Raw genomic sequence first — 22,750 nt, forward strand, 5'->3', positions numbered from 1 at the left:
GCGTGAGGGGTTGGCGGGGTCAGCCGACGTGGAGTTCGGCGGTCCGTTGCCGGGCCATCCGGCCGGCCACGAAGCCGGCCACCGCCCCGATGACGGTCGTCGCCGGCGGCCCCACCTTGGCGCGCCGGGCGGCGTCGGCGATGGTGCCGAGAGTCGCGCGGACCTCGCGCTGACTGGACATGCTGCCGTCGGCGATCACCGCGGCCGGGGTGGTGGCGCTCAGGCCGCCGTCGACCAGCGCGCGGGCGATCGCGTCGAGGTTGGCCACGGCCATCATCAGGACGATCGTCGTGTTGGTGCGCGCCAGCGCGGCGTAGTTCACCGCCGAGTCGGGATGGTCGGGCGGGACGTGACCGGACACCACCGTGAAGCCCTGCGTCAGGCCGCGGTGGGTGACGGGAATTCCAGCCGACGCGGGCGCCGCGATCGCCGAACTGACCCCGGGAATCACGTCGACGGTGATGCCGGCCCGCACGCATTCGTCGATCTCCTCGCCACCACGGCCGAAGACGAATCCGTCACCGCCTTTGAGGCGCACCACCGTTCGACCGGCGAGTGCATGCCGGATCAGGTGTGCGTTGATGTCGTGCTGCTCCATCCGTCGCCCGCCGGGGAACTTCGCGGCGTCGACGACGATTGCGTGCGGGGCGAGCTCGGCCAGGGCCGAGATCGGCGCCAGCCGGTCGGTGACGACGACGTCGGCCCCTTCGATCGCGTCGCGACCGGCGACGGTCAGCAGCCCGGGGTCCCCGGGGCCGCCGCCGACCAGGATGACGCGTCCGGTGGGGGAAGCCGGCGGCCGGGGGCGATCCACCACGCAGAACACGTCGCGCCGACGGGCGGCGGCGGCGATCGCGGCGTCGGTCGCGGCGTCGCCGGTGTGGGCGAGTACCAGTGCGGCCCGGGCGAGGTCGGAGGCGGCGAACCCGCGGCGGTGCAGGCTGAGCCGGCCGTGTTCGGCGAGGTCACGCAGGTGCGCAGGGGGATTGGGGCACACGACCGTGACGACGGCGCCGGCCGCGAGGAGCGCGTCGGTGGCGGCCATCGCCCGGCTCGTCGCCCCTGCGACGGTCACCGCCCGGCCTGCGACGGGCAGGTCGAGCGAGATCGTCGGTGTCGGGTCAGCGGGTGCGTGCTGCGGGCCGATGGCCACCGACGCCTCCCCGTGCCCGGCCTCGCAACGCCGCCGAGACCAACGCCGCCCGTTTGTGCACGCCGAATTTGTCCATGATGTTGTGCAGGTGGAACTTGACCGTGGCCTCGGAGATGAACAGGTCGGTGGCGATCGCGCGGTTGTCCAATCCCTCGGTCAACAGGGCCAGCACCTCCTTTTCGCGACGGGTGAGCAGGCCCGCGGAGTCGTGCTCGGCAGGCGTGGCCTGGGCGCGCAGTTCGTCGACGAGGGTGGAGGCGCTGTGCGGGTCGAGCGCGGTCTGCCCGTCCAGGACCCGGGCAACGGCACTGAGTACCTCGACCGACGGTGACCGGCGGTCGACGAGTGCGTCGGCACCGGCCCGTACGAGGTCCAGCGCGTGACCGGGTGACTCCTCGCCGTCCATCACGACGACGATCCTGGGCACCGGGTCGAGGTGCCTGCGCAGTGCGGCCAACTGCAGTCCGTGCCCGGCGTCGACGATCAGCAATTCGGGGGCCGCCCGCGCCAGCCGCTCGACGAGGTCGCCGTCGTGGCGAAGGTCGCCGACGACGCGAATGCCGTCGACCTCGCCGAGCAGGTGAACCAGTCCGTGCAACAGCAGCTCGTCGTCCATGACGAAAACCGTTCGCGCGCCCGCGATGTCGCGCGTGCCGGGACGACTCGGTGCGTAGTGCGGTCGAGACCAACCCATCCTTGACTCCGTCCTGCCGGTCAGCGGGCGAATGCTAACGTCTGGTGCGTTGCAGTTGCGTTGCATCGAGGACGCAGTCCCCGCAGAGGCCCGCCCCCGGCGCTTGGTAGAACAGGCAGCAGCTGCGGCGGACGAAGCGGCCGTCCACGACGTGACCGCTGCCGGCGAGCGGCCCGGTGCCCAGCAGCGCGCGCACCAACTCCCGACCCGCCGGAGCCAGGTCGGGTCGAGACGCCGCCATCACCGTCACCGCCCCGTTGGTCGCGGAGATGACATTGCCCCAACTGATCTGGGTAGAGAGCCCCGTGGTCGCCCGGAGGGTCTCGGCGAGCGGGCCGAACACGTTGGTGAGCAACGTGTTCGAGATGGACTTGGCGGCGCGGCTCGGTGTCGGAGCGGAAAGCCAGTCCAGAGTGGACGTTCCGAGCCGGGGTGCATGGTGCTCGGTGGACGCCCAGCGCACCGACGTCGGGCCGAGGACGGGCACCGCGCCGTGCAGGGTGGCCGCGCCGACGGCGGGAGACAGGAGCCGCGCGGCGAGGTCGAGTTGGAACGAGGACGCGGCCACCCGCAGCGGGAGCTGGCGTCGGTCGCCGCCGGTCGACGCGGCGATCGCCGCGTGGGTGCGCTCGACGAATCCGAGCACCGCATCGGCGGTCAGCAACGTCGCGAGGTCCTCGCCGTCGTCGATCGTCGGGAGGGCGAAGTACCCCCCGAGTGCCGCCGTTGCGGCCAGCATCGCGGCGCCGTCGTAGGGGGCCGAAGTGCCGTTCATCGTCCCCAAGCTAGCCGGTCGAATCGCTGCAACGTTGCTGCAACGTGACGTCAGCCACAATGGCGGCACGTGACCGACACACATCACGTGAACGCGCCTCGACCTGATGGAGAGCTCTGCATGACGCAACCCAATCTGGACCCCGCGGTGGACTATCCGTTGAGCGATCACCGACGGGACCTGCTGTTCACCCCCACCGGACGATCCATCGACGACATCACCATGGACGCCGTGGTCTCCGGTGACGTGCAGGCCACCGACCTGCGGATCACTCCCGACACCCTGCGTCTACAGGCGCAGATCGCGGAGAAGGACGGCCGCAAGCAGCTCGGTGCCAACCTGCACCGGGCGGCGGAGATGACGGCCATCAGCGACGAGCGGGTGCTGGAGATCTACAACGCGCTGCGCCCCAACGCGTCGACGAAGGACGAACTCGAGGCGATCGCCACCGAACTCGAATCGCAGTACGACGCGACGTTTCTCGCGGAGTTGGTGCGTGAGGCCGCCGACGTCTACGAGCGGCGCGACATCCTGGCGACGAGCGAATAGGAGACGACGATGACGGCTGAGGCACTTCACCCCGCGGCACGCGGCGTGCGACACTCCGCACGAACCGAGCTCCTCGAGGACCGCCCGGTCAACCTCGACGGCTTCGTCGAGGAATGGCCCGAGGTGGGCATGGTCGCGATGGACAGCGCGTTCGATCCCGAGCCGAGCGTGCGCGTCGAGAACGGCGTGATCGTGGAGATGGACGGCGTCGCGCGCGCCGACTTCGACTTCATCGACCAGTTCATCGCCGACAAGGCCCTCGACGTCGAGACCACCGAGCAGTCGATGGCGCTGCCTGCCGACGAGATCGCCCGGATGCTGGTCGACCCGCGGGTCACCCGCAAGGAGGTCGTCGCGGTCACCGGAGGGCTGACCCCGGCCAAGCTGCTGGCCGTGGCGAAGAACCTCAACATCGTGGAAATCATGATGGGCATGCAGAAGATGCGTGCGCGGCGCACGCCGGCGAACCAGGCGCACTGCACCAGCGCCAGGGACAACCCCGTGCAGGTCGCCTGCGAGGCCGCCGAGGCCGCGATCCGCGGATTCGCCGAGGTGGAAACGACTCTCGGCGTCGTGCGATACGCACCGCTGGTCGCCATGGCCCTACAGATCGGCAGCCAGGTCAACCCGGGTGGGCCGTTGACGCAGTGCGCGCTGGAGGAGGCCACCGAGCTCGACCTCGGCATGCGCGGTATCACCGGCTACGCCGAGACCATCTCGGTCTACGGCACCGAACCGGTCTTCGTCGACGGTGACGACACCCCGTGGTCGAAGGCGTTCCTGGCCGCCGCGTACGCCTCCCGCGGCATCAAGATGCGCTTCACCTCCGGCACCGGGTCGGAGGTGCAGATGGGCAACGCGCAGGGAAAGTCCATGCTGTACCTGGAGATTCGCTGCATCCTGATCGCCAAGGGCGCCGGCGTCCAGGGTCTGCAGAACGGCTCCATCTCGTGCATCGGCGTGCCGGGTGCGGTGCCCGCCGGCATCCGTGCGGTGGCCGCGGAGAACCTCATCGCCTCCGCCGTCGACCTCGAATGCGCCTCGGGCAACGACCAGTCGTTCTCGCATTCGGCGATGCGCAGGACCGCACGGCTCATGCCGCAGATGATGCCGGGCACCGACTTCGTGTGCTCCGGCTACTCGGCAGTGCCCAACTACGACAACATGTTCGCCGGATCCAATCTGGACAGCGACGACTTCGACGACTTCAACACCATCCAGCGTGACCTCCAAATCGACGGCGGGCTTCGCCACGTCAAGGAGTCCGACATCCTCGCCGTGCGGACCAGGGCGGGCAAGGCGCTTCAGGCGGTGTTCCGATACCTGGACCTGCCCCCGATCACCGACGCCGAGATCGACGCCGCGGTCTACGCCAACGGCAGTCGCGAACTGCTGCCGCGCGACGTGCTCGAGGACCTCAAGGGCGCCCAGCAGGTGATGGACCGCAACATCACGGGTCTGGACCTGGTGAAGGCGCTGGAGTCGACGGGCTTCACCGACATGGCCGAGAACCTGTTGGTCATTCTGCGCCAACGCATCTCGGGTGACCTGTTGCAGACCTCGGCCATCATGACGCCGTCGCTCGCGGTGCTCTCGGCGGTCAACGACGCCAACGACTACGCGGGCCCCGGGACGGGGTACCGGCCGTCGGGCGCCCGCTGGGAGGAGATGAAACGCCTGCGACACGTGACCAGCGCGTCCAATCCCGAACTGGAGGTGGAATGACCGTGTCGACCACGCAGGACGCTCCGCGATCGCTGTCGTTCACCGAGATCGGACCCGCCGAGCGGGGCAAGAAGACCGACGAGGTGGTGATCGCCATCTCGCCGGGGTTCGGCGGGCTGTTCACCCAGACCATCGTCGGACTGCCCCACGCCGAGGTGATCCGGCAAATCCTGGCGGGTATCGAGGAGCAGGAGGCCAGCGCCCGAATCATCCGCGTGCAGAACAGTTCCGACCTCGCCTACATGGCTCACACCGCCGCCAAGCTGTCCGGGTCGGGCATCGGCATCGGCATCCTCGGGCGTGGCACGTCGATGATCCACCAGCGCGATCTTCCCCGGCTCTCCAGCCTTGAGCTGTTCCCGCAGTGCCCGCTGCTGACGTTGGAGACCTACCGCTCCATCGGGTCGAACGCCGCCCAGTACGCCAAGGGCGAGTCACCGCAACCCGTTCCGACGCTGAACGACCAAATGGCGCGCCCCCGCTGGCAAGCCAAGGCGGCGCTGCTGCATCTCAAGGAGACCGAGTTGGTGCGCAAGGGGGTCAAGCCGGTCGAGGTGGCGCCGGAGTTCGCCGCGGCGACCGTCGACTGACCGCGGGGTGACGCAGGTGGTGCGCACCGTCGTCGGAGTCGACATCGGCAACTCGACCACCGAGGCGAGCGTCGCCAGGATCGACTCCGACGGTGCGGTGTCCTACGTGGGGGCGGCGTTGACGCGCACGACGGGCGTCAAGGGCACTCCCAAGAACGTCGACGGGGTGGCCAAGGCGGTGACGTGGGCGCTCGAGGGTGCCGGCGTGCGCCTGGCCGAGCTGGACCTGATCCTGCTGAACGAGGCGACACCGGTGATCAGCGGGCTGGCAATGGAGACCATCACCGAGACGATCATCACCGAGTCGACGATGATCGGTCACGACCCGCGAACCCCCGGCGGGCGGGGTCTCGGCGTCGGCACCATCGTCGACTTCGAGGCACTCGACGAGGTGGCGACGGGGTCACCGTCGATCGTCGTGGTGCCGCGCGGCGTCGACTTCGACGACGCCGCACGGAGAATCAACGCGGCGTGCGACCGCGGCGTCGAGATCACCGGGGCCATTCTGTGCGGTGACGACGCCGTCTTGGTCGCCAACCGGCTGAACGCGAAGATTCCGATCGTCGACGAGGTGTCGCGCATCGACGCGGTCCCGCGGGGGATGACCGCCGCCGTCGAGGTCGCCGGGCCCGGTCAGTCCATCCGCACGCTGTCCAACGCCTATGGTCTTGCGACGATCTTCGACCTGGATTCCCAACAGACCAAGGTGGTCTCGCCCGTGGCGCGGGCCCTGACCGGCAACCGGTCCGCGGTGGTGGTGCGGACGCCGTCGGGTGACGTCGCCGACCGCACCATCCCCGCGGGCTCACTGGACCTCGAGGGCGGCACCAAGCGTGGCAAGGTCGACGTGTCCCGCGGCGCGGCCGAGATCATGGCCGAGGTGGAGCGGGTGAGCCCGCTGGTCGACGTGGGGGGGGAGGCCGGCACCAACACCGGCGGCATGATCGCCAACGTGCGTCAGAGCATGGCCGACCTGTCGGCCCACGAGCTCGCCGACGTCCGCATCAAGGACCTGCTGGCGGTGGACACCCTGGTGCCGCAGGAGGTTCGCGGTGGGGTCGCCGGTGAGGTCGCACTGGAGAACGCGGTCGCCCTGGCGGCGATGGTGCGCACCAAGGAGAGCGGCATGCAGGCCGTCGCCGACGCCGTCGCCGGGTACCTGCGAGACGCCGGTGCCGCGGGGGTCGACGTCGTCGTCGGCGGGGTGGAGGCCGAGATGGCGGTGCTGGGCGCACTCACCACGCCGGGGACCGACAAGCCGCTGGTGGTGCTCGACCTTGGCGGCGGGTCGACCGACGCCGCGGTGATCGGCGTCGACGGCCACACCGACGCCACCCACCTGGCCGGCGCCGGCGACCTCGTCACCAAGCTGATCGACGCCGAGTTGGGCCTGGACAACCTGGAGCTGGCCGAGGAGATCAAGCGCTGCCCGTTGGCCAAGGCGGAGAGCTTCTTTCACGTGCGGCTGGAGAACGGCACGGTGCAGTTCTTCGAGAAGCCGTTGCCCGCCACTGCCTTCGCCCGGGTGGTCACGCTGAGCGAGGTCGAGGGCGCGATGTCCCCGATTCCCACCAGGCACTCCCTGGAGCGCATCCGCATGGTGCGCCGCACGGCGAAGGAACGCGTGTTCGTGGTGAATGCGCTTCGGGCGCTGCGCGGTATCGCCCCCGGTGGGGATCTGCGGCAGATCGGCTTCGTGGTGCTGCTGGGCGGGTGCGCGCTGGACTTCGAGATTCCGGAGTTGATCGCCACCGCCGTCGCCCCCTTCGGAATCGTCTGCGGCACAGGCAACGTGCGCGGCACCGAGGGGCCGAGGAACGCGGTCGCCTCGGGTCTGGTCGCGTCCTACGTGGCGTCGCTGGTGGGTCCTCGTGCGTGAGGGTGGTCAGCCCGAGCGGCCGGCCATCCTGGTGCTGAGCGTGGCAGCCGGACCGGTGGAGGACGAGGTGCTGGCGGGCATGGAGGAGGAGGGCGTGCCGTCGGTGGTGGAGCGCCCACGCCACGGCGACGACGACGCGATCACTCTCGCCACGACGGCCGCCGGCCGGTCGTCGCTGGCCGTCGGAGTTGGGATCGACGCCGGCGGTCGGGTGTGCGTGCAGCACGACAAGCTTCCCGACCCGTTGCCCGAGCTGTACTCCTCCGGGCCCGCGGACGGGGGGACCGCGCGCAGCCTCGGACACGACGCCGCCCGCATCGTGGTCGGCATACCCCTTCGCGCCGAACGGCTTTCGTGAGCGGCTGGCTCAGCCGGCGGGAGTCTCGTAACGCCGCGAGGTGAACACCGCGCGGCCCGCGGCCCGGTCGGCGACCGTCGTCGTCGACGAGCCGATGATGAGCAGGGTCCGCATGTCGACGACGTCGGGGTCGAAGGCGGCCACCGTGGTGACCACGACGCGCTCCTCGGGCCCGCCGACGTCACGGCCGAGGACGATCGGCCGGTCGTCCGGAAGTCGTTGGACGAGAATGTCCCTCAGGGCGCTCACCTGCCAGCGCCGGCTCTCCGAGCCGGGGTTGTAGATGGCGATCACCAGGTCGGCGTCCAGCGCGGCGTGCAGGCGGCGTTCGATGACGTCCCAGCTCTTCAACCGGTCCGACAGCGAGATCACGGCGTAGTCGTGACCCAGCGGCGCCCCGACGGCGGCGGCGACGGCGTTGGCAGCCGTCATCCCCGGGACGACGCGCACCGGCACGTCGCTCCAGGCGGGTTCGGAGGCGACCTCGACCACGGCGGCGGCCATCGCGAACACCCCGGGGTCACCAGAGCTGACGACCACGACCCGGGCGCCGTTCTTCGCCAGATCCAACGCCATGCATGCGCGTTCGGATTCGACACGGTTGTCGCTGGAGTGCAGCCGCTGCCCCGGTCGCGGTGAGATGCGCGCCAGATACGTCTTGTAGCCGACGACGTCGGTGGCCCTGGCCAGTTCGCCGTGCACCTCCGGAGTGGTCCACCGGTCGGCGCCGGGCCCGAGACCGACGACCACGACCTCGCCCATCGTCGGCCCGCTCGGTGCAGGCGCCGGATTGTTCAGCGGGCCGGGCACCACGACCATCGAGAAGTACGGCACCGTCACCGGGTCGACGTCACGGACCGGCATGACGCGCTGCGTCGACGTCGACGCGCGTTCCACGTACCAGGCGCGGTCGGCCACGCCTGCCGTCTCCAACGCGGCGAGCACCTTGGGAAAGGTGCGGCCCAGCTTCATGATCGAGACGGCGTCACCGTCGCGCAGTCGGCGGACCAGTTCGTCGGCGGGCATCGTGCCGGGCAGTACGGTGAGCGTCTCCTCGCCCTCCACCAGCGGACTGCCGACGGCCATGGCCGACGCGCTGACCGACGTCACGCCGGGGATGATTTCGGTGTCGAACCGGTGGGCCAGCCGCTTGTGCATGTGCATGTAGGAGCTGTAGAAAAGCGGGTCGCCCTCGGCGAGCAGTGCGACGTCACGGCCCGCCCGCAGGTGCGCGGCGAGCACTTCGCTTGCGCTGGTGTAGAAGTCGTCGAGTGCGCCGCGGTAGCCGGCCGGGTGGTCTGTGGTCTCGGTGGTCACCGGGTAGGTCAGCCGCTCGTGGATCTGGCCGTCGCGTAGATACGGTTCGGCGACCGACAGCGCCACGCTTCGCCCGTGGCGGGCGCAGTGGAATGCCACGACGTCGGCGGCTTCGATGACCCTGGCGGCCTTGATCGTGACGAGCTCACTGTCGCCGGGCCCAATGCCGACGGCCCACAGCTTGCCGTGCGAGCCGGTCACGTGCTGGCCGCCGACCGGTCGTCGGCGTCGTCGCGATCCGACACGGCGGCCTCGTCGAAGGTGGCCATCGACGACAGGATGGCGACGGCGGCGCGCACCAGCGGCAGTGCCACCGCGGCACCGGATCCCTCGCCGAGCCGCATGCCGAGGTCGACGACGGGATCGAGGCCCAGATGCGTCAGCGCGGCGGTGTGCGCGGGTTCGGTGGACCGGTGGCCCGCCTGCCACCACTGCCTGGCACCGGGCGCCAAACGCTCGGCGACGAGCGCCGCCGCGGTCACCACGACGCCGTCGAGCAGGACCGGCGTCCGTCGGACGGCGGCTTGAGCGCAGAACCCCGCCATCGCCGCCAGGTCGGCACCACCGCAAATGCGAAGCAGCGCAAGGGGATCTGCCGTCTGCCCGCGGGTGCGGTACAGCGCGTCGCGCACCGCTGCCGTCTTGCGCATCCAGCCGGCGTCGTCCACGCCGGTGCCCCTGCCGATCAGCGCGACCGGCTCCTTGCTCGTCAGCGCCGCGATCAGTGCCGTCGACGGCGTGGTGTTGCCGATGCCCATGTCGCCCGCGACCAGCAAATCGGCGCCGGCGTCGACCTCCTCGTCGGCGATGCGCCGGCCCGCCTCGACCGCGGCGATCGTCTCCTCGGCGGTCATCGCGTCCTCGACCGAGATGTCACCGCTGCCGCGACGCACCTTGTGCGCGCCGATCTGCTCGGAGCACGGTTCGTCGCAGTCGACGGAGACGTCGACGACGCGGACGGTGGCCCCGGCATTGCCTGCGAGCACGTTGACCGCGGCGCCGCCGGCGTCGATGTTGGCGACCATCTGGGCGGTCACCTCCGGCGGGTAGGCCGAGACCCCCGCCTTGGCGACGCCGTGGTCGCCGGCGAAGACGACGATGCGGGCGCGCGTGAACTGTCGTGGCGGACACGTGCCCTGGCAGGCCGACACCCAGATCGACAGCTCCTCGAGGCGGCCGAGGGCACCCTTGGGCTTGGTCAGGCTGTCCTGGCGGGACCGGGCGGCGTGTTCGGCGTCGGTGTCGGGCGCCGGCACGGCGGGAAAGTCCATCAGAGGGCCGGTACGCGCGGTGACTTGGCGGGTGAGCCGTGGTGCTTCGTCATCTGGGTTCCTTTCGGGGCGTTTCGCGACCCCGTCGATTCAGGATGCTCTTGGCCCAACATCTGACTCACACACCGGCTTTCACCAGTCGTGTTCACAGCGGCGCGTCCGTTCTGGGTTTGCACCAGATTCCTGTAAGCCAAGCGCAAAACGATGATAAACCACCCCCCGTGCCGATCGGCTGGACGCGTACTGGGAACCCGCGCGCTCACACGAGCGGCGCGTGCACGTTCGAGACGAGTTTCCCTACGCAGCCAGGCAGGAGGACTACTGTGGACCCGAGCGGGAGCGGTGTGGCCTCGAGGCTCGCAGACCGCGAATTTCTCCGGCACGAGGAGCGTGGTCACGGGTGGTCTCGTCGAAGGCGCTGGACGGCCGGACGCCGTCATGGCCGCCGTCGACGGCGTTGCATGCGGTCCACGATCTGTTCGTCGCCGGGGAAGTCGACGCGACCTACCTCGACTCCACCTCGATTCGCCCCGTCGTCGCCGAGAGTTGGCGCCGCAGCCTGGCCAAGGGCGTCGACCCCGACGTCGACGGTGCGGAATCCTCCGACGCCACGCTGCGCCTGGCGCGGATGCGCGACGCACACCCGCTGGCGTCGGCCCTGCCGGTGATTCGGCGGCTGCTCGTCGACGACGCCCGCGACACCGGTGTCGTCGTGGCCGTCACCGCCGCCGACGGCACGCTGCTCTGGGTGGAGGGCGACCCCGAGGCGCTGCGCAGGGCCGAGTCGATGAACTTCGTCCCAGGGGCCGACTGGAGCGAACGCCGCGTCGGTACCAATGCCCCCGGTACCGCGCTCGCCCTGGATCGCGAGTTGCAGATCCGCAGCTCCGAGCACTTCTCCCGGGTCGCCCAGCGGTGGAGTTGCACCGCGGCACCCGTCCACGACCCGGGCACCGGCGACTTGCTCGGTGCGATCGACCTGACCGGCGGGGTCGAGGTCGCCTCGGCACAGGCGCTGGCGCTGGTGCGCGCCACCGCCGTCGCGGTCGAGAACCACCTGGCGCTGCTGCGGCTCACCAAGCCGGCGAGCGCGCCCGTGGCCGACCCGGTCGGTGCGCGGTTCCGGGTGCTGGGCGCGGGTCGGCCGCGCTGGCAGGTGACCGACGAACGCGGGATCCGCCGGTCGGTGAGTCTCACGCCGCGCCACGCCGACATCCTGGTGCTGCTCAGCCAGCACCCCGAAGGCCTCAGCGCCGACCACCTCGCGATGATGCTCGACGACAAGGATCTCGACGTCGTCACGGTCCGGGCGGAGATGTCGCGCCTGCGCCGAGTCATCAAGCCCGTCGTGGTGGGCTCGCGGCCGTACCGGCTCGTCGAGCCGGTGCTCAGCGACGTCACCCAGGTGTTCGACGAACTGCGGTCCGGCCGCGTCGCCGCCGCGCTCGACGTCTACCCGGGGGCCTTGCTGCCACAGTCGATGTCCCCGGCGATCGCGCGCCTACGCACCGAACTGAGCACCAGCCTGCGCACCGCGGTCATCGCGACCGGTGACCTGGCCGTACTGCGGCGGTGGCTGGACCTTCCGGAGGGACGCGACGACCGCGACGGCTGGCGGCTGCTGCACGACGGCGCCGGCCCGGGATCCGTCGGGCAGGCCCGCGCCCGCGGCCACCTCGCGGGGCTCGACCTGGATCTGGCCTGACCCCACGGGAACCGGACGGACGCGCTGCGCGTCCTACACGGTCATGGGAGACATCGAATCCGCACGCGTCGACGTCGGCGCGCTTCTCGCCGCCGCCAGCCGCTGCGACGCCATCGCCGACGCCGTCGACGGGTTGACCCGCGGCGCGCTGAGCCGCCTCGCCTTCGACGGCGCCGTCGCCGGGCGCGACCACGTGGCCGGCGGGGACCGGGTACGCCGCGGCGTCGACGAGATCGTCGACCACACCGCGGCGTGGGCCAGAGCCATGCGCGAGATCGCCGCGTCGCTGCGGGTCTCCGGTGCCCGCTACGTCGACGTCGACGCGCGCGGCGTGGCGCGGCTGGGCTGACGATGGCCGACGCGTACGACGTCGCGGGCCGCCTTGCGGAGGGTTCCCCCACGGTCGCCGACATCGAGGAGTACGTGGCGGCCGCCCAACGCCTGGGCTACCACCACCGGGACTTGACGACGTACCCCGCGCAGGCGCGCGAGTGGTACGGCAGCGAGGACGGTCTGGACCTTCGCGCGCTGGACGCCGACCACGGTGCGCTGTTGGCCGCCGCCGCGGCCGCCGAGGACGCGGTCGGCATGCAGGTCGACCTGATGACCGACCTCGACGCGGCGTGGTCGGGCCGGGGCGCGGCGGCAGCGCGCGAATTCCTGTGGCGCAGCATCCAGTCCGCGACGGTCGTCAGTGCTGCGGTGCGAGCGGCCGCCAATGCCACGGCGACGCTGCGAGATTCGCTGTGGCGGGCCGTCGACGCGAAGGTGCGCGCCACGCAGACCGTCGACGACGGGCAGCGCCCGCAGCGCGGTGAGTGGTTGGCCGCCGCCACGACGGTGACCACCGGCGGAGGGGACGTGGCGGCGGCCAGCGAGCTGGTCGACCAACGGGTCAGACCGTTCGTCGAGCTGACCGTGGCCTCGGGCTGGGTGGCGGCGATGCGCGAGGCTGCGGCCGCGGTCGACGCGGCCTACGACGCGGCGATCGCCGCGACGGCCTCGCCGACCGTCGTGTTCGCAGTGCCCGGCGTCCTCGGCCCGCGGGTCGACGGGGTCGCCGCGGTCACGCCGGAACCCGTCCTGGCGTCCGCCGTCCGGACGCATCAGACACCGGTCCACACCGTTCCCGCGGCCGCCGCCGGGTCGGCACCTTTCGGTGCCGCGCCATGGTCGGGCCCCGAGGCGGCATGGTCGGGCCCCGAGGCGTCGGCCGCGCCACCGGGCACGACACCCGTTGCGGCGCAACCACCTTCAATGCCACCGTCGGGCGATCTCGGTGCAGGCGGTCTCCCGCCGGGGTCGGCGGGATCGATGGGCTCCGGCGGCGGCATGGGTTCCGGCTTCGGGGGGGTCGGGGGTCTTGGGCAACAGCTGGCGGACCTGATCAAAGGGCTACTCGGCTCGTCCGACGGCGGTGTTGGCGAGACACCGGACGAGACAACCGATCTGGACGACGATCTGGCCGGCGGAGACCCCGAAGGCGACGGCAACGGACCGGAGGACGATCCGGAAGAGGACCCGGATGACGATCCGGATGACGAGGACGAGGACGACGGCGCCCCCGACGACGTGCTCGCCGACGACGAGCTCGAGGCTCCGCCGTCCGAGGAGGTTGCCATCGCGGAGGGCGAGGGCGTGCCCGCGGAACCCGATGCGGTCCCCGATCCGGTGCCACCGCCGCCCGAACCACCGCCGCCCGAACCACCGCCGGCCGTCGCCGCGGAGCCGCTCGCCGACGACGGGGCCCGGACGCCGTGCGAGATCGCGGCCGACGAGCTACCCCAGGTCGGCGAGTAGGGCGGTGTCACTCCTGAGGCGGGCGTGGGCGTGCATGTCGTGAAACCCGTCGACGTGCAACGCCGCACCGCGGCGCGTGCCCTCGTCGCGGAACCCGGCCTTGGTCGCCACCCGGCACGACGCCACGTTGCGCGTCGAGTGGTGCAGCTGCAAGCGATGGAAGCCGGCGTCGGTGAAGGCCCACGCCGACAGGGCGAGCACGGCGCGGGTGCACAGTCCGCGCCCGCGCGAGGCGGCACACGTCCAGTAGGCGACCTCGGCCGCGGCGTCGAACAGGTCGACGCCCTTGAGGGCGATGCGGCCCAGCAGGGTGTCGTCGGCTCCGACGATCGCCCAGTTGAACTCGGACTCGGCGGCCCAACCCCGCCGCCAGCGCGTGATCAGTTCGCGCGCTTCGTCTTCGGTGTCGGCCCGGCTGACGTGCCACTGCCGGATCGCCGGATCGTCGAAGGCCGCGACCAGCGCGGCGGCGTCGTCGGGGAGCCACGGTCTCATGACGGCGCTCTCGTCGACGGTGAGCCGCGGGTGCTCCGACGAGGAGAACGAGCCCGTCGGCAGGGCGGGCGGGAACGAGCTGGGCACCCGACCATCTTCGCTCGTGGTCGCGCGCCTAGACCGTCTGATCGCGGCAGGCCAGCGCCGCCTCGACGAACTCGTCGCGCACGGGATCCGCGGTGGCGGCGTGCCAGATCAGCGTGACGCGGCCGGGCGGGATGTCCTCGATCGGCACGACGCACACGTCGGGCCGCCGGTAGAACGCCGTCGCCGACCGCGGCAGGATCGCGAACCCCTCGTGCGCGGCGACGCGCTCGAGCTTCTCCTCCATGGTGGACGCGACGCGGTGCGTGGCACGCCGGAGTTCGGGCGTCGCGACGGCGTACCACTCCGGCACGATGGCCGGATCCTGCAGTGGGCGGTGCGACGCCAGCTCCGACAACCGGAGCGTCTCCCGGCGGGCCAAGGGGTCGTCGGCGGGTAGCAGTGCGACCCGTGGTTCCTCCAAGAGCGCGGCGGTGCCGAGCCCGCGATGGTCGACGGGCTCACGGGCGTAGACCACGTCGAGCGTGCGGTTGCGCACCGACTCCAACTGTTCGGGCGCCCCGATCGCGACGACCTCCGCGCGGTGGGCCGGGTGTGCCCGTTCGAAGGTCCGCACGGCAGCGGTCGCCAACAGTCCAGGCATCACGCCGACCCGCACGACCCGTGTGGGTGTGGCGGCCCGAGACAGCCTCTCGCGCAACGCCGTCGACTCCGACAGCAGGAAGCGGGCATCCTGCAGCAGCTGGCTGCCCACGTCGGTGAGGGTGGCGCCACGGGTGTCACGGGTCAGCAGCCGAAAGCCGAGGTCGTCTTCCAGGGCTCGAATTTGGCGCGACAGCACCGGCTGGGCGATGTGAAGGCGCTTGGCGGCGCGCCCGAAGTTGAGCTCCTCGGCGACGGCCACGAAGTAGCGCAGCTTGCGCAAGTCGAGATCTGGAGCGCTCATACCGTCAGGGTATCGCCAGGCGACGGAAAGAGTCTTGGACGGACGACCGCGACCGGTGGAGCGTGGAGCCATGACCGTGCAGAACACGACCGTCCTCGTCATCGGCGGCACCTCGGGAATCGGTCTGGGCGTCGCCCGTGCGGTGGCCGACCGGGGTGCCACCGTGATCGTCGCGTCCCGGCGCCGCTCCAGCGTCGACCGGGCCCTGGCCGAACTCCCCGCCGGCGCCCGCGGCACCACCGTCGACCTCGCCGACCCGGGGGCACTCGACCGGCTCGTCGACGAGGTCGGCGAGGTGGATCACCTGGTCTACACCGCCGGTGAGCCCCTCGAGATGTCGGCGTTGGCCGACCTGACGCCCGACGCGGTCGTGGGCTTCCTGTCGACCCGCTTCATCGGCGCCCTCAGTGCGGTCCGGGTGTTCGGGCCTCGGCTACGCGCCGGTGGCTCGATCACGCTCACCAGCGGCACGGCCGCGTGGAGTCCGGGCTACGGTGTCCTGCCCTCCAGTCTGTGCGGTGCGATGAACGCCATGACCGCCGCCCTGGCGGTGGAGCTCGCACCCATCCGGGTCAACGCCGTCGCCCCGGGACTGATCCGCACCCCGCTGTGGGACGCCGTGCCCGAGGCCGAGCGTCAGGAACTCTACGACGAAGACGCTCGACGGGTACCACTCGGACGTGTCGGCGAAGTGGCCGACGTCGCGCGGGCCTACGTCTACTGCATGGAGCAGGAGTTCAGCACCGGCACGGTGCTCACCGTCGAGGGCGGCATCCTGCTGGTGTGATCAGACCGTGCAGCGACGGCGCGAACCGTTGCCCATCGTGCGTCCCCCCAGCCTCGGGATGGCTTCCTACGCTCGAGTCAACGACGATGCGCCGCGCAACGACGCCGGAACGGGGAGACCATGAAGACGTCGGACGTCCGCACACATCGGCGAACCGGCCTGCAGTTCAGCGCCATTGGCTACGGCGGTGCACCGATCGGCAACTTCAACGGGACCGTCACCGACGACGAGGCGCGCCGACACGTCGACCAGTCCTGGGGTCATGGCGTCCGCTACTTCGACACCGCGCCTGGCTACGGCAACGGGTTGAGCGAGTACCGGCTCGGTCACGCACTGCGTCGACGCGACAGGACCGACTTCCTGCTCTCGACCAAGGTGGGCAGGACCGTGACCCCGAGGCGGGGCGCTGCGACCTCGAACGGGCAGTACGTGGAGTTGCCGTCGATGGCGGTCGATTTCGACTACTCCTACGACGGCGTGATGCGTGCGGTCGAACAAAGCATGCAGCGGATGCTCGTCGACCATCTCGACGCGCTCTTCGTCCACGACTGCGACCGCTACACACACGGCTCGTCTCAACCCGAGTACTTTCGGCAAGCGGTCGTCAGCGGCTTTCCGGCGTTGGAATCGCTGCGTGACCAAGGGGTCGTCACGGCCATCGGATTTGGCGTGAACGAGACCGACGTCATGATCGACGCGGTCAAGGCCGTCGACGTCGATCTCTGTCTGCTGGCCGGCCGGTACACGCTGCTGGAGCAGGAGCCACTCGACACGCTGTTTCCCCTGTGCGAGGAGCGCGGCGTCGGCATCGTCCTCGGTGGTGCCTACAACAGCGGAATCTTGGCGAAGGGGCCAGTCCGTGACGCGCGCTTCGACTATGCCGCGGCGCCGACGAATGTCATGTCCAAAGTGGTTGCCCTGCAGGATGTCTGTGCTTCATTCGACGTCGAACTCCCGGCCGTTGCGCTGCAGTTCGCCTACGCCCATCCAGTCGTGACGAGCGTGTGCGTCGGCTCCCGCAACGAGCAGCAGCAGCAGCGCAACGCAGAGTTGGCCGCAACCGATGTGCCGCAGGACCTGTGGCAGGCCCTTCGGGACGCGAACCTTCTTCGCGACGACGCACCGACGCCGGTCTAGGTGACGTCACGGCCCCCGACGCCGTCCTGGCGACGGGGGCGACGACCGGCGTTACTGGTGCTGCTCGCTGGTTCGCCGCGCACGGTATTCCGCGGCGCGCTCGTCCGTGATGTGTGGCAGCGGAGGGAAGTCCAGCCAGCCCGGAACGAAGGGGCTCGCGAGGTCCCGATCCGTGGGAATCTCCACCAGCACGGGTGCCTTGGCGTCGAAGGCACGCTTGAACGTCGGCTCCAGGTCCGATGCAGATTCCACGCGGAACGACTCCAAGCCGAACGCCTTGCCCAGGCTTTGGAAACTGGGACTGTAGGGAGTGCCGTCCGGTCGGTTGAACTCGGTGCCGATGATGCGGTCGGTTGCGTTGCGCTGACCGCCGCGGATCGAGATGTAGCCCGAATTGTCCTGCACCACGAACACCACGGCGATGTCGTGCTGAATCGCCACCCCAATCTCTTGGGCCGTCATCAGGAAGTCACCGTCACCGGTGATGCAGGCGACCTGTCGCTCGGGGGCAGCGAGCTTCGCGCCGAGCGCGGCCGGCACCGGCCACCCCATCGAGGAGAACCCACCCGTGGTGAGGTGGGTCCGTGGCTCGTAGACGGGGAATGTCTGCTTGACGGCACCCTGGGTGTTGCCAGACCCCGCCAACACGATGCCGCTACGGTCCATCACCTGACGCAACGCTCCGAGCGGCCGCTGCAACGTGAACGGAAAGCGATCGGTATCGCGACGGGTGGCGAGCTCGCCCTCCCATTCCGCCTTGCGTTCGGCGACCTCGGCGAGGTATTCGCTGCGGTCCGGCTTGGCGGGCAGCGAGGCCACGATGGCGGCCACCGCCGGCTTGGCGTCGGAGAGGATGCCGACCTCCGCGGGGTAGATCTTTCCGATCTCGTGCGGGTCGATGTCGACGTGGATGAGTTTGGCAGGCGGGAACGAAAACGACTGACCCTTGGCGTAACTCGATGACGACCAGTCGGTGAAACGGCAGCCGACCGACACCACGACGTCGGCATTGGCGGCAAGGTGATTCCCATGGATGGTGCCGGTCTGGCCGACGCTTCCGATGAAGAGGTCGTGATCCTCGGGAAAGGCACTCTTGCCGTTCCAGGTGGTCACCACGGGAATGTCGAGACCCTCGGCGAGCGCCCGTACCTCGTCGGTGGCGTTGGCGCTGATGGCGCCGCCGCCCACGACGATCACGGGTCGCTTGGCCGTCGCCAGCAGGTCGACGGCTCGCTCGATGGCCTCGGGATCGGGGTATTGCAGGCCGACCGGTAGTCGACGCGCCAGATCGTGGAAGTTGACCTCGGCGGTCTCGGCATGCAGATCCCACGGCACCTCGATGTGCGCGGGTCCCCGCCGCCCGGTGAGCATGGTGCTGAACGCCCTGTGCAGGATGAAGGGCAGATCTTCGATGCTGTTGGCGACCCAACTTCGCTTGGATACCGCTTCGGCGACCTGAGGAAATCCGTTGTCCTTCTGGCGTTCTAGCTCCTGGAGTACCCCGCGCCCTCGCATGTGGCGCGGCGGACCGCCGGTGATCACCAAGACGCTGGTGGAGTCGCTGTAGGCCGTCGCAAGGCCCAGCACGGTATTGGACGCGCCAGCGCCGATCGAGGTGACTGCCGCCATCGGGGTACCCGACACCCGGTAGAAACCGTCGGCCAGGTGCACTGCGCTCTGCTCGTGGTAGGTCTGAATGAACGGGATCTTCGACTCGTCCTCGTTGAAGGCGTCCATCAGGCCCCAAATGCCATGGCCGGGAATGCCTGCCACGTAAGGAACGCCGTACTCCTTGAGGATGCGGGCGATGACCTGCCCACCGTTCAACCGTGGCATGCGACTGTCCTTTCGTGACGAGGTCGCGTGACCTCACGTGTTGACGAAGCGTTACCGTCGATTGTGCCCATTCCCGACATACGTCGTTAGACTCGTTTTGCGCAGCAGATCCCGATTTCGCTGCACAGTGTGTCCAGTGAGGGGAGGGCTGCCGTGGCCATGACCGTCGAGGCAGCTCTGCGCCTCGAGGTGTTCAGTCGCGTTGCGTACGAAGTGTACGCAGGGCAGAGCAGTCTCGGGCGCGCCATCCGGTGGGTCCATCCCACTGAGATTGCCGACATCGCAAAGTTTCTCAGCGGCGGAGAGATGTTGCTGACGGCCGGTCTCGGCATCGGTTCGACCCCGGAACGCCAGCGCAAGTACATCGCCGACATCGCCGATGCCGACGCCGCCGTGCTCGTGATCGAGCTGAGCGGACGGGCATTCTCGGAGATGCCCGAAGCGCTAGTGGAGGCGGCCAGGGAACGCAACTTCCCACTGGTCGGCCTCGACGGCGAAGTGCCGTTCGTCGCCGTCTCGGCTCAAGTGCACGAATCGATCGTCGACCAACGCGTTCTGGATCTCAGCGCCTACGAACGGCTCAACGCCACCTTCATGCAGCTTCTGCTGGCGGGCCGCGACCCGGTGACGTTCACCGATGCGCTCGCCGACGAGGTCGGCCAACCCGTCGTCCTGGAGGATGCGACGCGGCAAATAGTCGCCTATTCGGGAGCCTCACCGACCGGTGATCAGATCCTGTCGGAATGGGAACACCACTCGCGCATCGAGCACGACGTCGTCGGAGGCGACCTGCACTCGGCGAACGACGCGCGCAACTGCACCAGGCGGGCGGTCGTGCTGCGTGGCGAGCGCTGGGGATGGCTGCACGTCTTGCATGACGGCCAATCCGTAGCCGGCACAGCGGGATACGCGCTCGACCGCGCGACCGACGGCATTGCCATCGCCCTGCTCGGCGCCCGTGAGAGTGGTGCGAAGTCGGCTCAACGGCAGAACGCCTTGGTCAGCCGCCTACTCCTCGGTGACATTTCCGGGGACTCGTTCGTCACGCGAGCGCTACGCATCGGGCGCGACCTGCGGGACCGCCCACTGGTCGCGGTCTTCGTCTGCAAGGAGACGCCTGCCGGACCCACCAGCGACGACGCGATGGAGGAGATGTGCCGGACGCTGCACTTGCCGGCCGTCGTCGCCGATCTGGGGGAGCACACGCTGGTCATCATGGGCCTGACCCGCAACGGGTCGGAGAAGCGCGTCGTCGAACGCCTCACCGCGTTGAACGTTCGGGCCGGCATCAGCCGGCCCGTGAGCGCGAACCAACTCCCCACCGCCGTGGAGCAGGCCAGGAGCGCGGCGTCGGTCGCAGTGGCGAAGCCGGACAAGGCAGTGCACCGGTTCGACGACCTAGGTGTGTTGCGACTGCTCGCCTCCCTGGCGGGCGGTCCGGAGCTGGCCCGGTACATCGAGGACGAGCTGGGGCCCCTGCTCAAGCACGACGCCAACGCGACCAACCCACTGCTGCCCACCCTGCGTACGTATTTGTCGTGCGACGGCAACAAGTCGCACGCCGCCCAACAGCTCTTCGTTCAACGCCGCACCCTCTACTACCGACTCGAACGGATCACCAGCTTGCTGGGTCGGCCGCTCGACGATCCCGACACTCGGCAGGCACTCATCTTCGCGGTGCGCGGGCACGACCTGTTGCAGCGCCAGGACTCTCGCTGAGGGTTGCACACTATGTGAACACCGTTGCCGCAGGCTCTGCCCACTGTGCGCCTCGTTTCGATCGCGCGGCCTTCCTACATTGGACGTAGCCGCCCGTCGGGGCGTCCAGCCGTCCTCTCAGCCCGGAGGAGTTTCCCGTGTCCGCTGCCTTGGCTGCACTCCAGTCGCAGATCGTCACCGATCCGCCCGAAGTCATCCACACCGACGTCGCCGTCATAGGTTCGGGCATGGGTGGTGGCACCCTTGCCTACGCCCTGCGCGACAGCGGCGTGCGCGTCCTCATCGTCGAGCAGGGCGACTTCCTGCCCGTCGAGCGGGAGAACTGGTCATTCGACGCCGTTCACACCGAGGGCCGCTACAAGAACTCGGCGCCCTGGTACGACACCGTCGCGGGTAAGGAGTTCGTCCCTGGCAACTACCACTACGTCGGCGGCAGCACGAAGCTCTACGGCGCAACCTTGCCGCGCTTCCGGGAGAGCGACTTCGGCGCCGTGCACCACGTCGACGGTGTCTCGCCCGCCTGGCCCATCGGGTACGCCGACCTCGAACCCCACTACACCGAGGCCGAGAACATGTTCTGGGTGCACGGCAACAAGGGCGAGGATCCCACCGATCCCTGGCGTTCGGCGGACTACCCCTTCCCTGGCATTCCGCACGAGGGCGCCATGGCCAGGCTGGTCGAGAGCGCTCGACGGCAGGGCCTGCACCCCTTCGCGGCTCCGCAGTCGGTCGACTGGCGCCCCGGCGGGGGCTGCGTCCTGTGCGAGACGTGCGATTCGTTCGCCTGCATGGTGGACGCGAAAGGCGACGCCGACGTCGCCGCCGTTCGGCCGGCGCTTCGAGCCACCTCGCGCAACGTGGAACTGCTGACCAACGCCGAGGTGCTGCGGCTGGACACCGACGAGTCCGGCCGACGGGTCACGGCCGCCAGGATTCGACACGCAGGCGGACGCGAAATCGAGGTACGCGCAGAGCGTTTCGTCGTCGCGTGCGGGGCCGCCAATACCGCGGCGCTGCTGCTGCGCTCGACGTCGGGCTCGCACCCTGGCGGACTGGCCAATTCGTCGGACCAGGTCGGGCGCAACTACATGGCCCACGTGACGACGTTCTTCCTCGCCGTCGACCCGCGGCACAAGAACGAGGCCGTCTACCAGAAGACGATCGGCATCAACGACTGGTACTCGGCGGGTCCGTCGACCCCCTTCCCGCTCGGCAACGTCCAGGGTCTTGGCAAGCTGCACGGGCAGCAGGCCAAGCAGGGCAAGCCCTGGGTGCCGATGTCGATCCTCGACGAGGTCACCAAGTACACGCTTGACATGTTCATCCAGACCGAAGATCTTCCGTTGTCGGAGAACAGGATCGGGCTCGACCGAGCCGGGAACGTCACGGTCACTCGCCGGGAGACCAACCTGGCCTCGCATCACGAGCTGATCAGACGGATGAAGAAGGTCGTCCGCAAGGCCGGCTTCCCCGTCGTCTTGACCCGTAGCCTCGGCGTCGAGGCCACCTCACACCAGTGCGGTACCGCCCGAATGGGCATCGATTCCGCCTCCAGCGTCGTCGACGCCGACCTCAAGGCCCATGACGTCGACAACCTTTGGATCGCCGACAGCTCGCCGTTCCCGTCCTCGGCCGCGGTCAACCCGGCCATCACCGTGGCCGCTCTGGCGCTGCGGCTGGGGCATTCGGGGGCGCTGACCACGTGAGCGTGACGACGCCGGCCGTTGCCTCTCTTGCGCAGCTGTTCGAGCCCATCACCCTCGGTACGGTCGAGATCCGCAACCGCGTGGTGATGACCGGCCACGGCACCGGGATGGCGAAGGACTACCTGCCCACCGATCAGCACGTCGCCTACTACCGCGAGCGTGCCATCGGGGGAGTCGGACTGATCGGCATGGCGTTCCCGCAGATCCATCCCACCGACAGGGGCATTCGACGTTCACCGAACGTGCGCTGTGGGGTCCGTCGA

At 69.7% G+C, this 22,750-nt stretch carries 20 protein-coding genes and 1 pseudogene; 13 read left to right on the plus strand and 8 right to left on the minus strand.

What is annotated here, in order from left to right:
* Positions 1–19: 19 nt before the first annotated feature.
* The 3 genes from cobA to H7K45_RS14235 all read right to left on the minus strand — a co-directional run bounded on the left by cobA (position 20) and on the right by H7K45_RS14235 (position 2,622).
* Positions 20–1,153: a uroporphyrinogen-III C-methyltransferase gene (gene cobA, locus H7K45_RS14225; RefSeq protein ID WP_263996439.1), complete on the minus strand. Its 1,134-nt coding sequence runs from the start codon at positions 1,151–1,153 to the stop codon at positions 20–22.
* Positions 1,122–1,769, minus strand: coding sequence for a response regulator transcription factor (locus H7K45_RS31280; protein ID WP_276069885.1), 648 nt, complete (start codon positions 1,767–1,769; stop codon positions 1,122–1,124). The genes cobA and H7K45_RS31280 overlap by 32 nt, the downstream gene beginning before the upstream one ends.
* Positions 1,770–1,881: 112 nt before the next feature.
* On the minus strand, positions 1,882–2,622 hold the full coding sequence (locus tag H7K45_RS14235; protein ID WP_263996440.1) for a (2Fe-2S)-binding protein: 741 nt from the start codon (positions 2,620–2,622) through the stop codon (positions 1,882–1,884).
* Positions 2,623–2,742: 120 nt separating this feature from the next.
* Here H7K45_RS14235 and H7K45_RS14240 point away from each other — a divergent pair, with 120 nt between their 5' ends.
* From H7K45_RS14240 to H7K45_RS14260, 5 genes are read left to right on the plus strand one after another with little or no spacing between them, the layout of a single operon-like run.
* Positions 2,743–3,171 (plus strand): diol dehydratase small subunit, encoded by a 429-nt coding sequence (locus H7K45_RS14240; RefSeq protein WP_263996442.1) that lies wholly within the window; start codon positions 2,743–2,745, stop codon positions 3,169–3,171.
* Positions 3,172–3,180: 9 nt separating this feature from the next.
* On the plus strand, positions 3,181–4,896 hold the full coding sequence (locus H7K45_RS14245) for a propanediol/glycerol family dehydratase large subunit (RefSeq protein ID WP_263996444.1): 1,716 nt from the start codon (positions 3,181–3,183) through the stop codon (positions 4,894–4,896).
* On the plus strand, positions 4,893–5,486 hold the full coding sequence (locus H7K45_RS14250) for a propanediol/glycerol family dehydratase medium subunit (RefSeq protein ID WP_263996445.1): 594 nt from the start codon (positions 4,893–4,895) through the stop codon (positions 5,484–5,486). Before H7K45_RS14245 ends, H7K45_RS14250 begins: the two co-directional genes overlap by 4 nt.
* Before the next feature lie 7 nt (positions 5,487–5,493).
* Positions 5,494–7,365: a diol dehydratase reactivase subunit alpha gene (locus H7K45_RS14255; protein WP_263996446.1), complete on the plus strand. Its 1,872-nt coding sequence runs from the start codon at positions 5,494–5,496 to the stop codon at positions 7,363–7,365.
* Positions 7,358–7,723 carry a glycerol dehydratase reactivase beta/small subunit family protein gene (locus H7K45_RS14260; RefSeq protein WP_263996447.1) on the plus strand — a complete coding sequence of 122 codons (366 nt, stop codon included), beginning with the start codon at positions 7,358–7,360 and terminating at the stop codon, positions 7,721–7,723. Before H7K45_RS14255 ends, H7K45_RS14260 begins: the two co-directional genes overlap by 8 nt.
* Positions 7,724–7,732: 9 nt before the next feature.
* On the opposite strand, the gene H7K45_RS14265 is transcribed toward H7K45_RS14260, so the two are convergent.
* Entirely contained in the window at positions 7,733–9,241 is a 1,509-nt protein-coding gene (locus H7K45_RS14265) for a precorrin-2 C(20)-methyltransferase (protein ID WP_263996448.1), read from the minus strand.
* A complete protein-coding gene (gene cobT / locus H7K45_RS14270; RefSeq protein ID WP_263996449.1) occupies positions 9,238–10,311 on the minus strand; it encodes a nicotinate-nucleotide--dimethylbenzimidazole phosphoribosyltransferase in 1,074 nt (357 codons plus the stop codon). The genes H7K45_RS14265 and cobT overlap by 4 nt, the downstream gene beginning before the upstream one ends.
* Before the next feature lie 400 nt (positions 10,312–10,711).
* Between cobT and H7K45_RS14275 the strand changes: the two genes are divergently transcribed.
* Genes H7K45_RS14275 through H7K45_RS14285 form a run of 3 tightly spaced genes read left to right on the plus strand, consistent with a single transcriptional unit; the run spans position 10,712 to position 13,816 of the window.
* Positions 10,712–12,016, plus strand: a complete 1,305-nt coding sequence (locus tag H7K45_RS14275) for a helix-turn-helix domain-containing protein (protein ID WP_263996450.1) — start codon at positions 10,712–10,714, stop codon at positions 12,014–12,016.
* Positions 12,017–12,059: 43 nt separating this feature from the next.
* Positions 12,060–12,365 carry a type VII secretion target gene (locus H7K45_RS14280; RefSeq protein WP_263996451.1) on the plus strand — a complete coding sequence of 102 codons (306 nt, stop codon included), beginning with the start codon at positions 12,060–12,062 and terminating at the stop codon, positions 12,363–12,365.
* A 2-nt stretch (positions 12,366–12,367) separates the two neighbouring features.
* The gene (locus tag H7K45_RS14285) at positions 12,368–13,816 is read left to right on the plus strand and encodes a hypothetical protein (protein ID WP_263996452.1); all 1,449 of its coding nucleotides are present in this window, start codon (positions 12,368–12,370) and stop codon (positions 13,814–13,816) included.
* Here the strand turns inward: H7K45_RS14285 and H7K45_RS14290 are convergent.
* Together H7K45_RS14290 and H7K45_RS14295 are read right to left on the minus strand one after the other, a co-directional pair.
* Positions 13,796–14,398 carry a GNAT family N-acetyltransferase gene (locus H7K45_RS14290; RefSeq protein ID WP_263996453.1) on the minus strand — a complete coding sequence of 201 codons (603 nt, stop codon included), beginning with the start codon at positions 14,396–14,398 and terminating at the stop codon, positions 13,796–13,798. The genes H7K45_RS14285 and H7K45_RS14290 overlap by 21 nt on opposite strands.
* A 28-nt stretch (positions 14,399–14,426) precedes the next feature.
* Complete coding sequence (locus H7K45_RS14295; protein ID WP_263996454.1) at positions 14,427–15,302, minus strand: LysR family transcriptional regulator; 876 nt, start codon at positions 15,300–15,302, stop codon at positions 14,427–14,429.
* A 70-nt stretch (positions 15,303–15,372) separates the two neighbouring features.
* Here H7K45_RS14295 and H7K45_RS14300 point away from each other — a divergent pair, with 70 nt between their 5' ends.
* Both H7K45_RS14300 and H7K45_RS14305 read left to right on the plus strand, forming a co-directional pair.
* Positions 15,373–16,089: an SDR family oxidoreductase gene (locus H7K45_RS14300; protein WP_263996455.1), complete on the plus strand. Its 717-nt coding sequence runs from the start codon at positions 15,373–15,375 to the stop codon at positions 16,087–16,089.
* 120 nt (positions 16,090–16,209) lie between these two features.
* A complete protein-coding gene (locus H7K45_RS14305) occupies positions 16,210–17,226 on the plus strand; it encodes an aldo/keto reductase (protein ID WP_263996456.1) in 1,017 nt (338 codons plus the stop codon).
* 51 nt (positions 17,227–17,277) lie between these two features.
* Here H7K45_RS14305 and H7K45_RS14310 read toward each other — a convergent pair whose 3' ends face one another.
* Positions 17,278–19,062 (minus strand): thiamine pyrophosphate-binding protein, encoded by a 1,785-nt coding sequence (locus H7K45_RS14310; protein ID WP_263996457.1) that lies wholly within the window; start codon positions 19,060–19,062, stop codon positions 17,278–17,280.
* Positions 19,063–19,221: 159 nt separating this feature from the next.
* Between H7K45_RS14310 and H7K45_RS14315 the strand changes: the two genes are divergently transcribed.
* From H7K45_RS14315 to H7K45_RS31685, 3 genes and pseudogenes are all read left to right on the plus strand, one after another.
* Positions 19,222–20,781 carry a PucR family transcriptional regulator gene (locus H7K45_RS14315; RefSeq protein ID WP_263997008.1) on the plus strand — a complete coding sequence of 520 codons (1,560 nt, stop codon included), beginning with the start codon at positions 19,222–19,224 and terminating at the stop codon, positions 20,779–20,781.
* 137 nt (positions 20,782–20,918) lie between these two features.
* On the plus strand, positions 20,919–22,487 hold the full coding sequence (locus H7K45_RS14320) for a GMC oxidoreductase (RefSeq protein WP_263996458.1): 1,569 nt from the start codon (positions 20,919–20,921) through the stop codon (positions 22,485–22,487).
* A gap of 2 nt (positions 22,488–22,489) precedes the next feature.
* Positions 22,490–22,717: pseudogene (locus H7K45_RS31685) on the plus strand (oxidoreductase); the annotation flags it as partial.
* Between the last annotated feature and the right edge of the window lie 33 nt (positions 22,718–22,750).

This window comes from Mycobacterium yunnanensis, from assembly GCF_025823185.1.
Lineage (GTDB): Bacteria > Actinomycetota > Actinomycetes > Mycobacteriales > Mycobacteriaceae > Mycobacterium > Mycobacterium yunnanensis.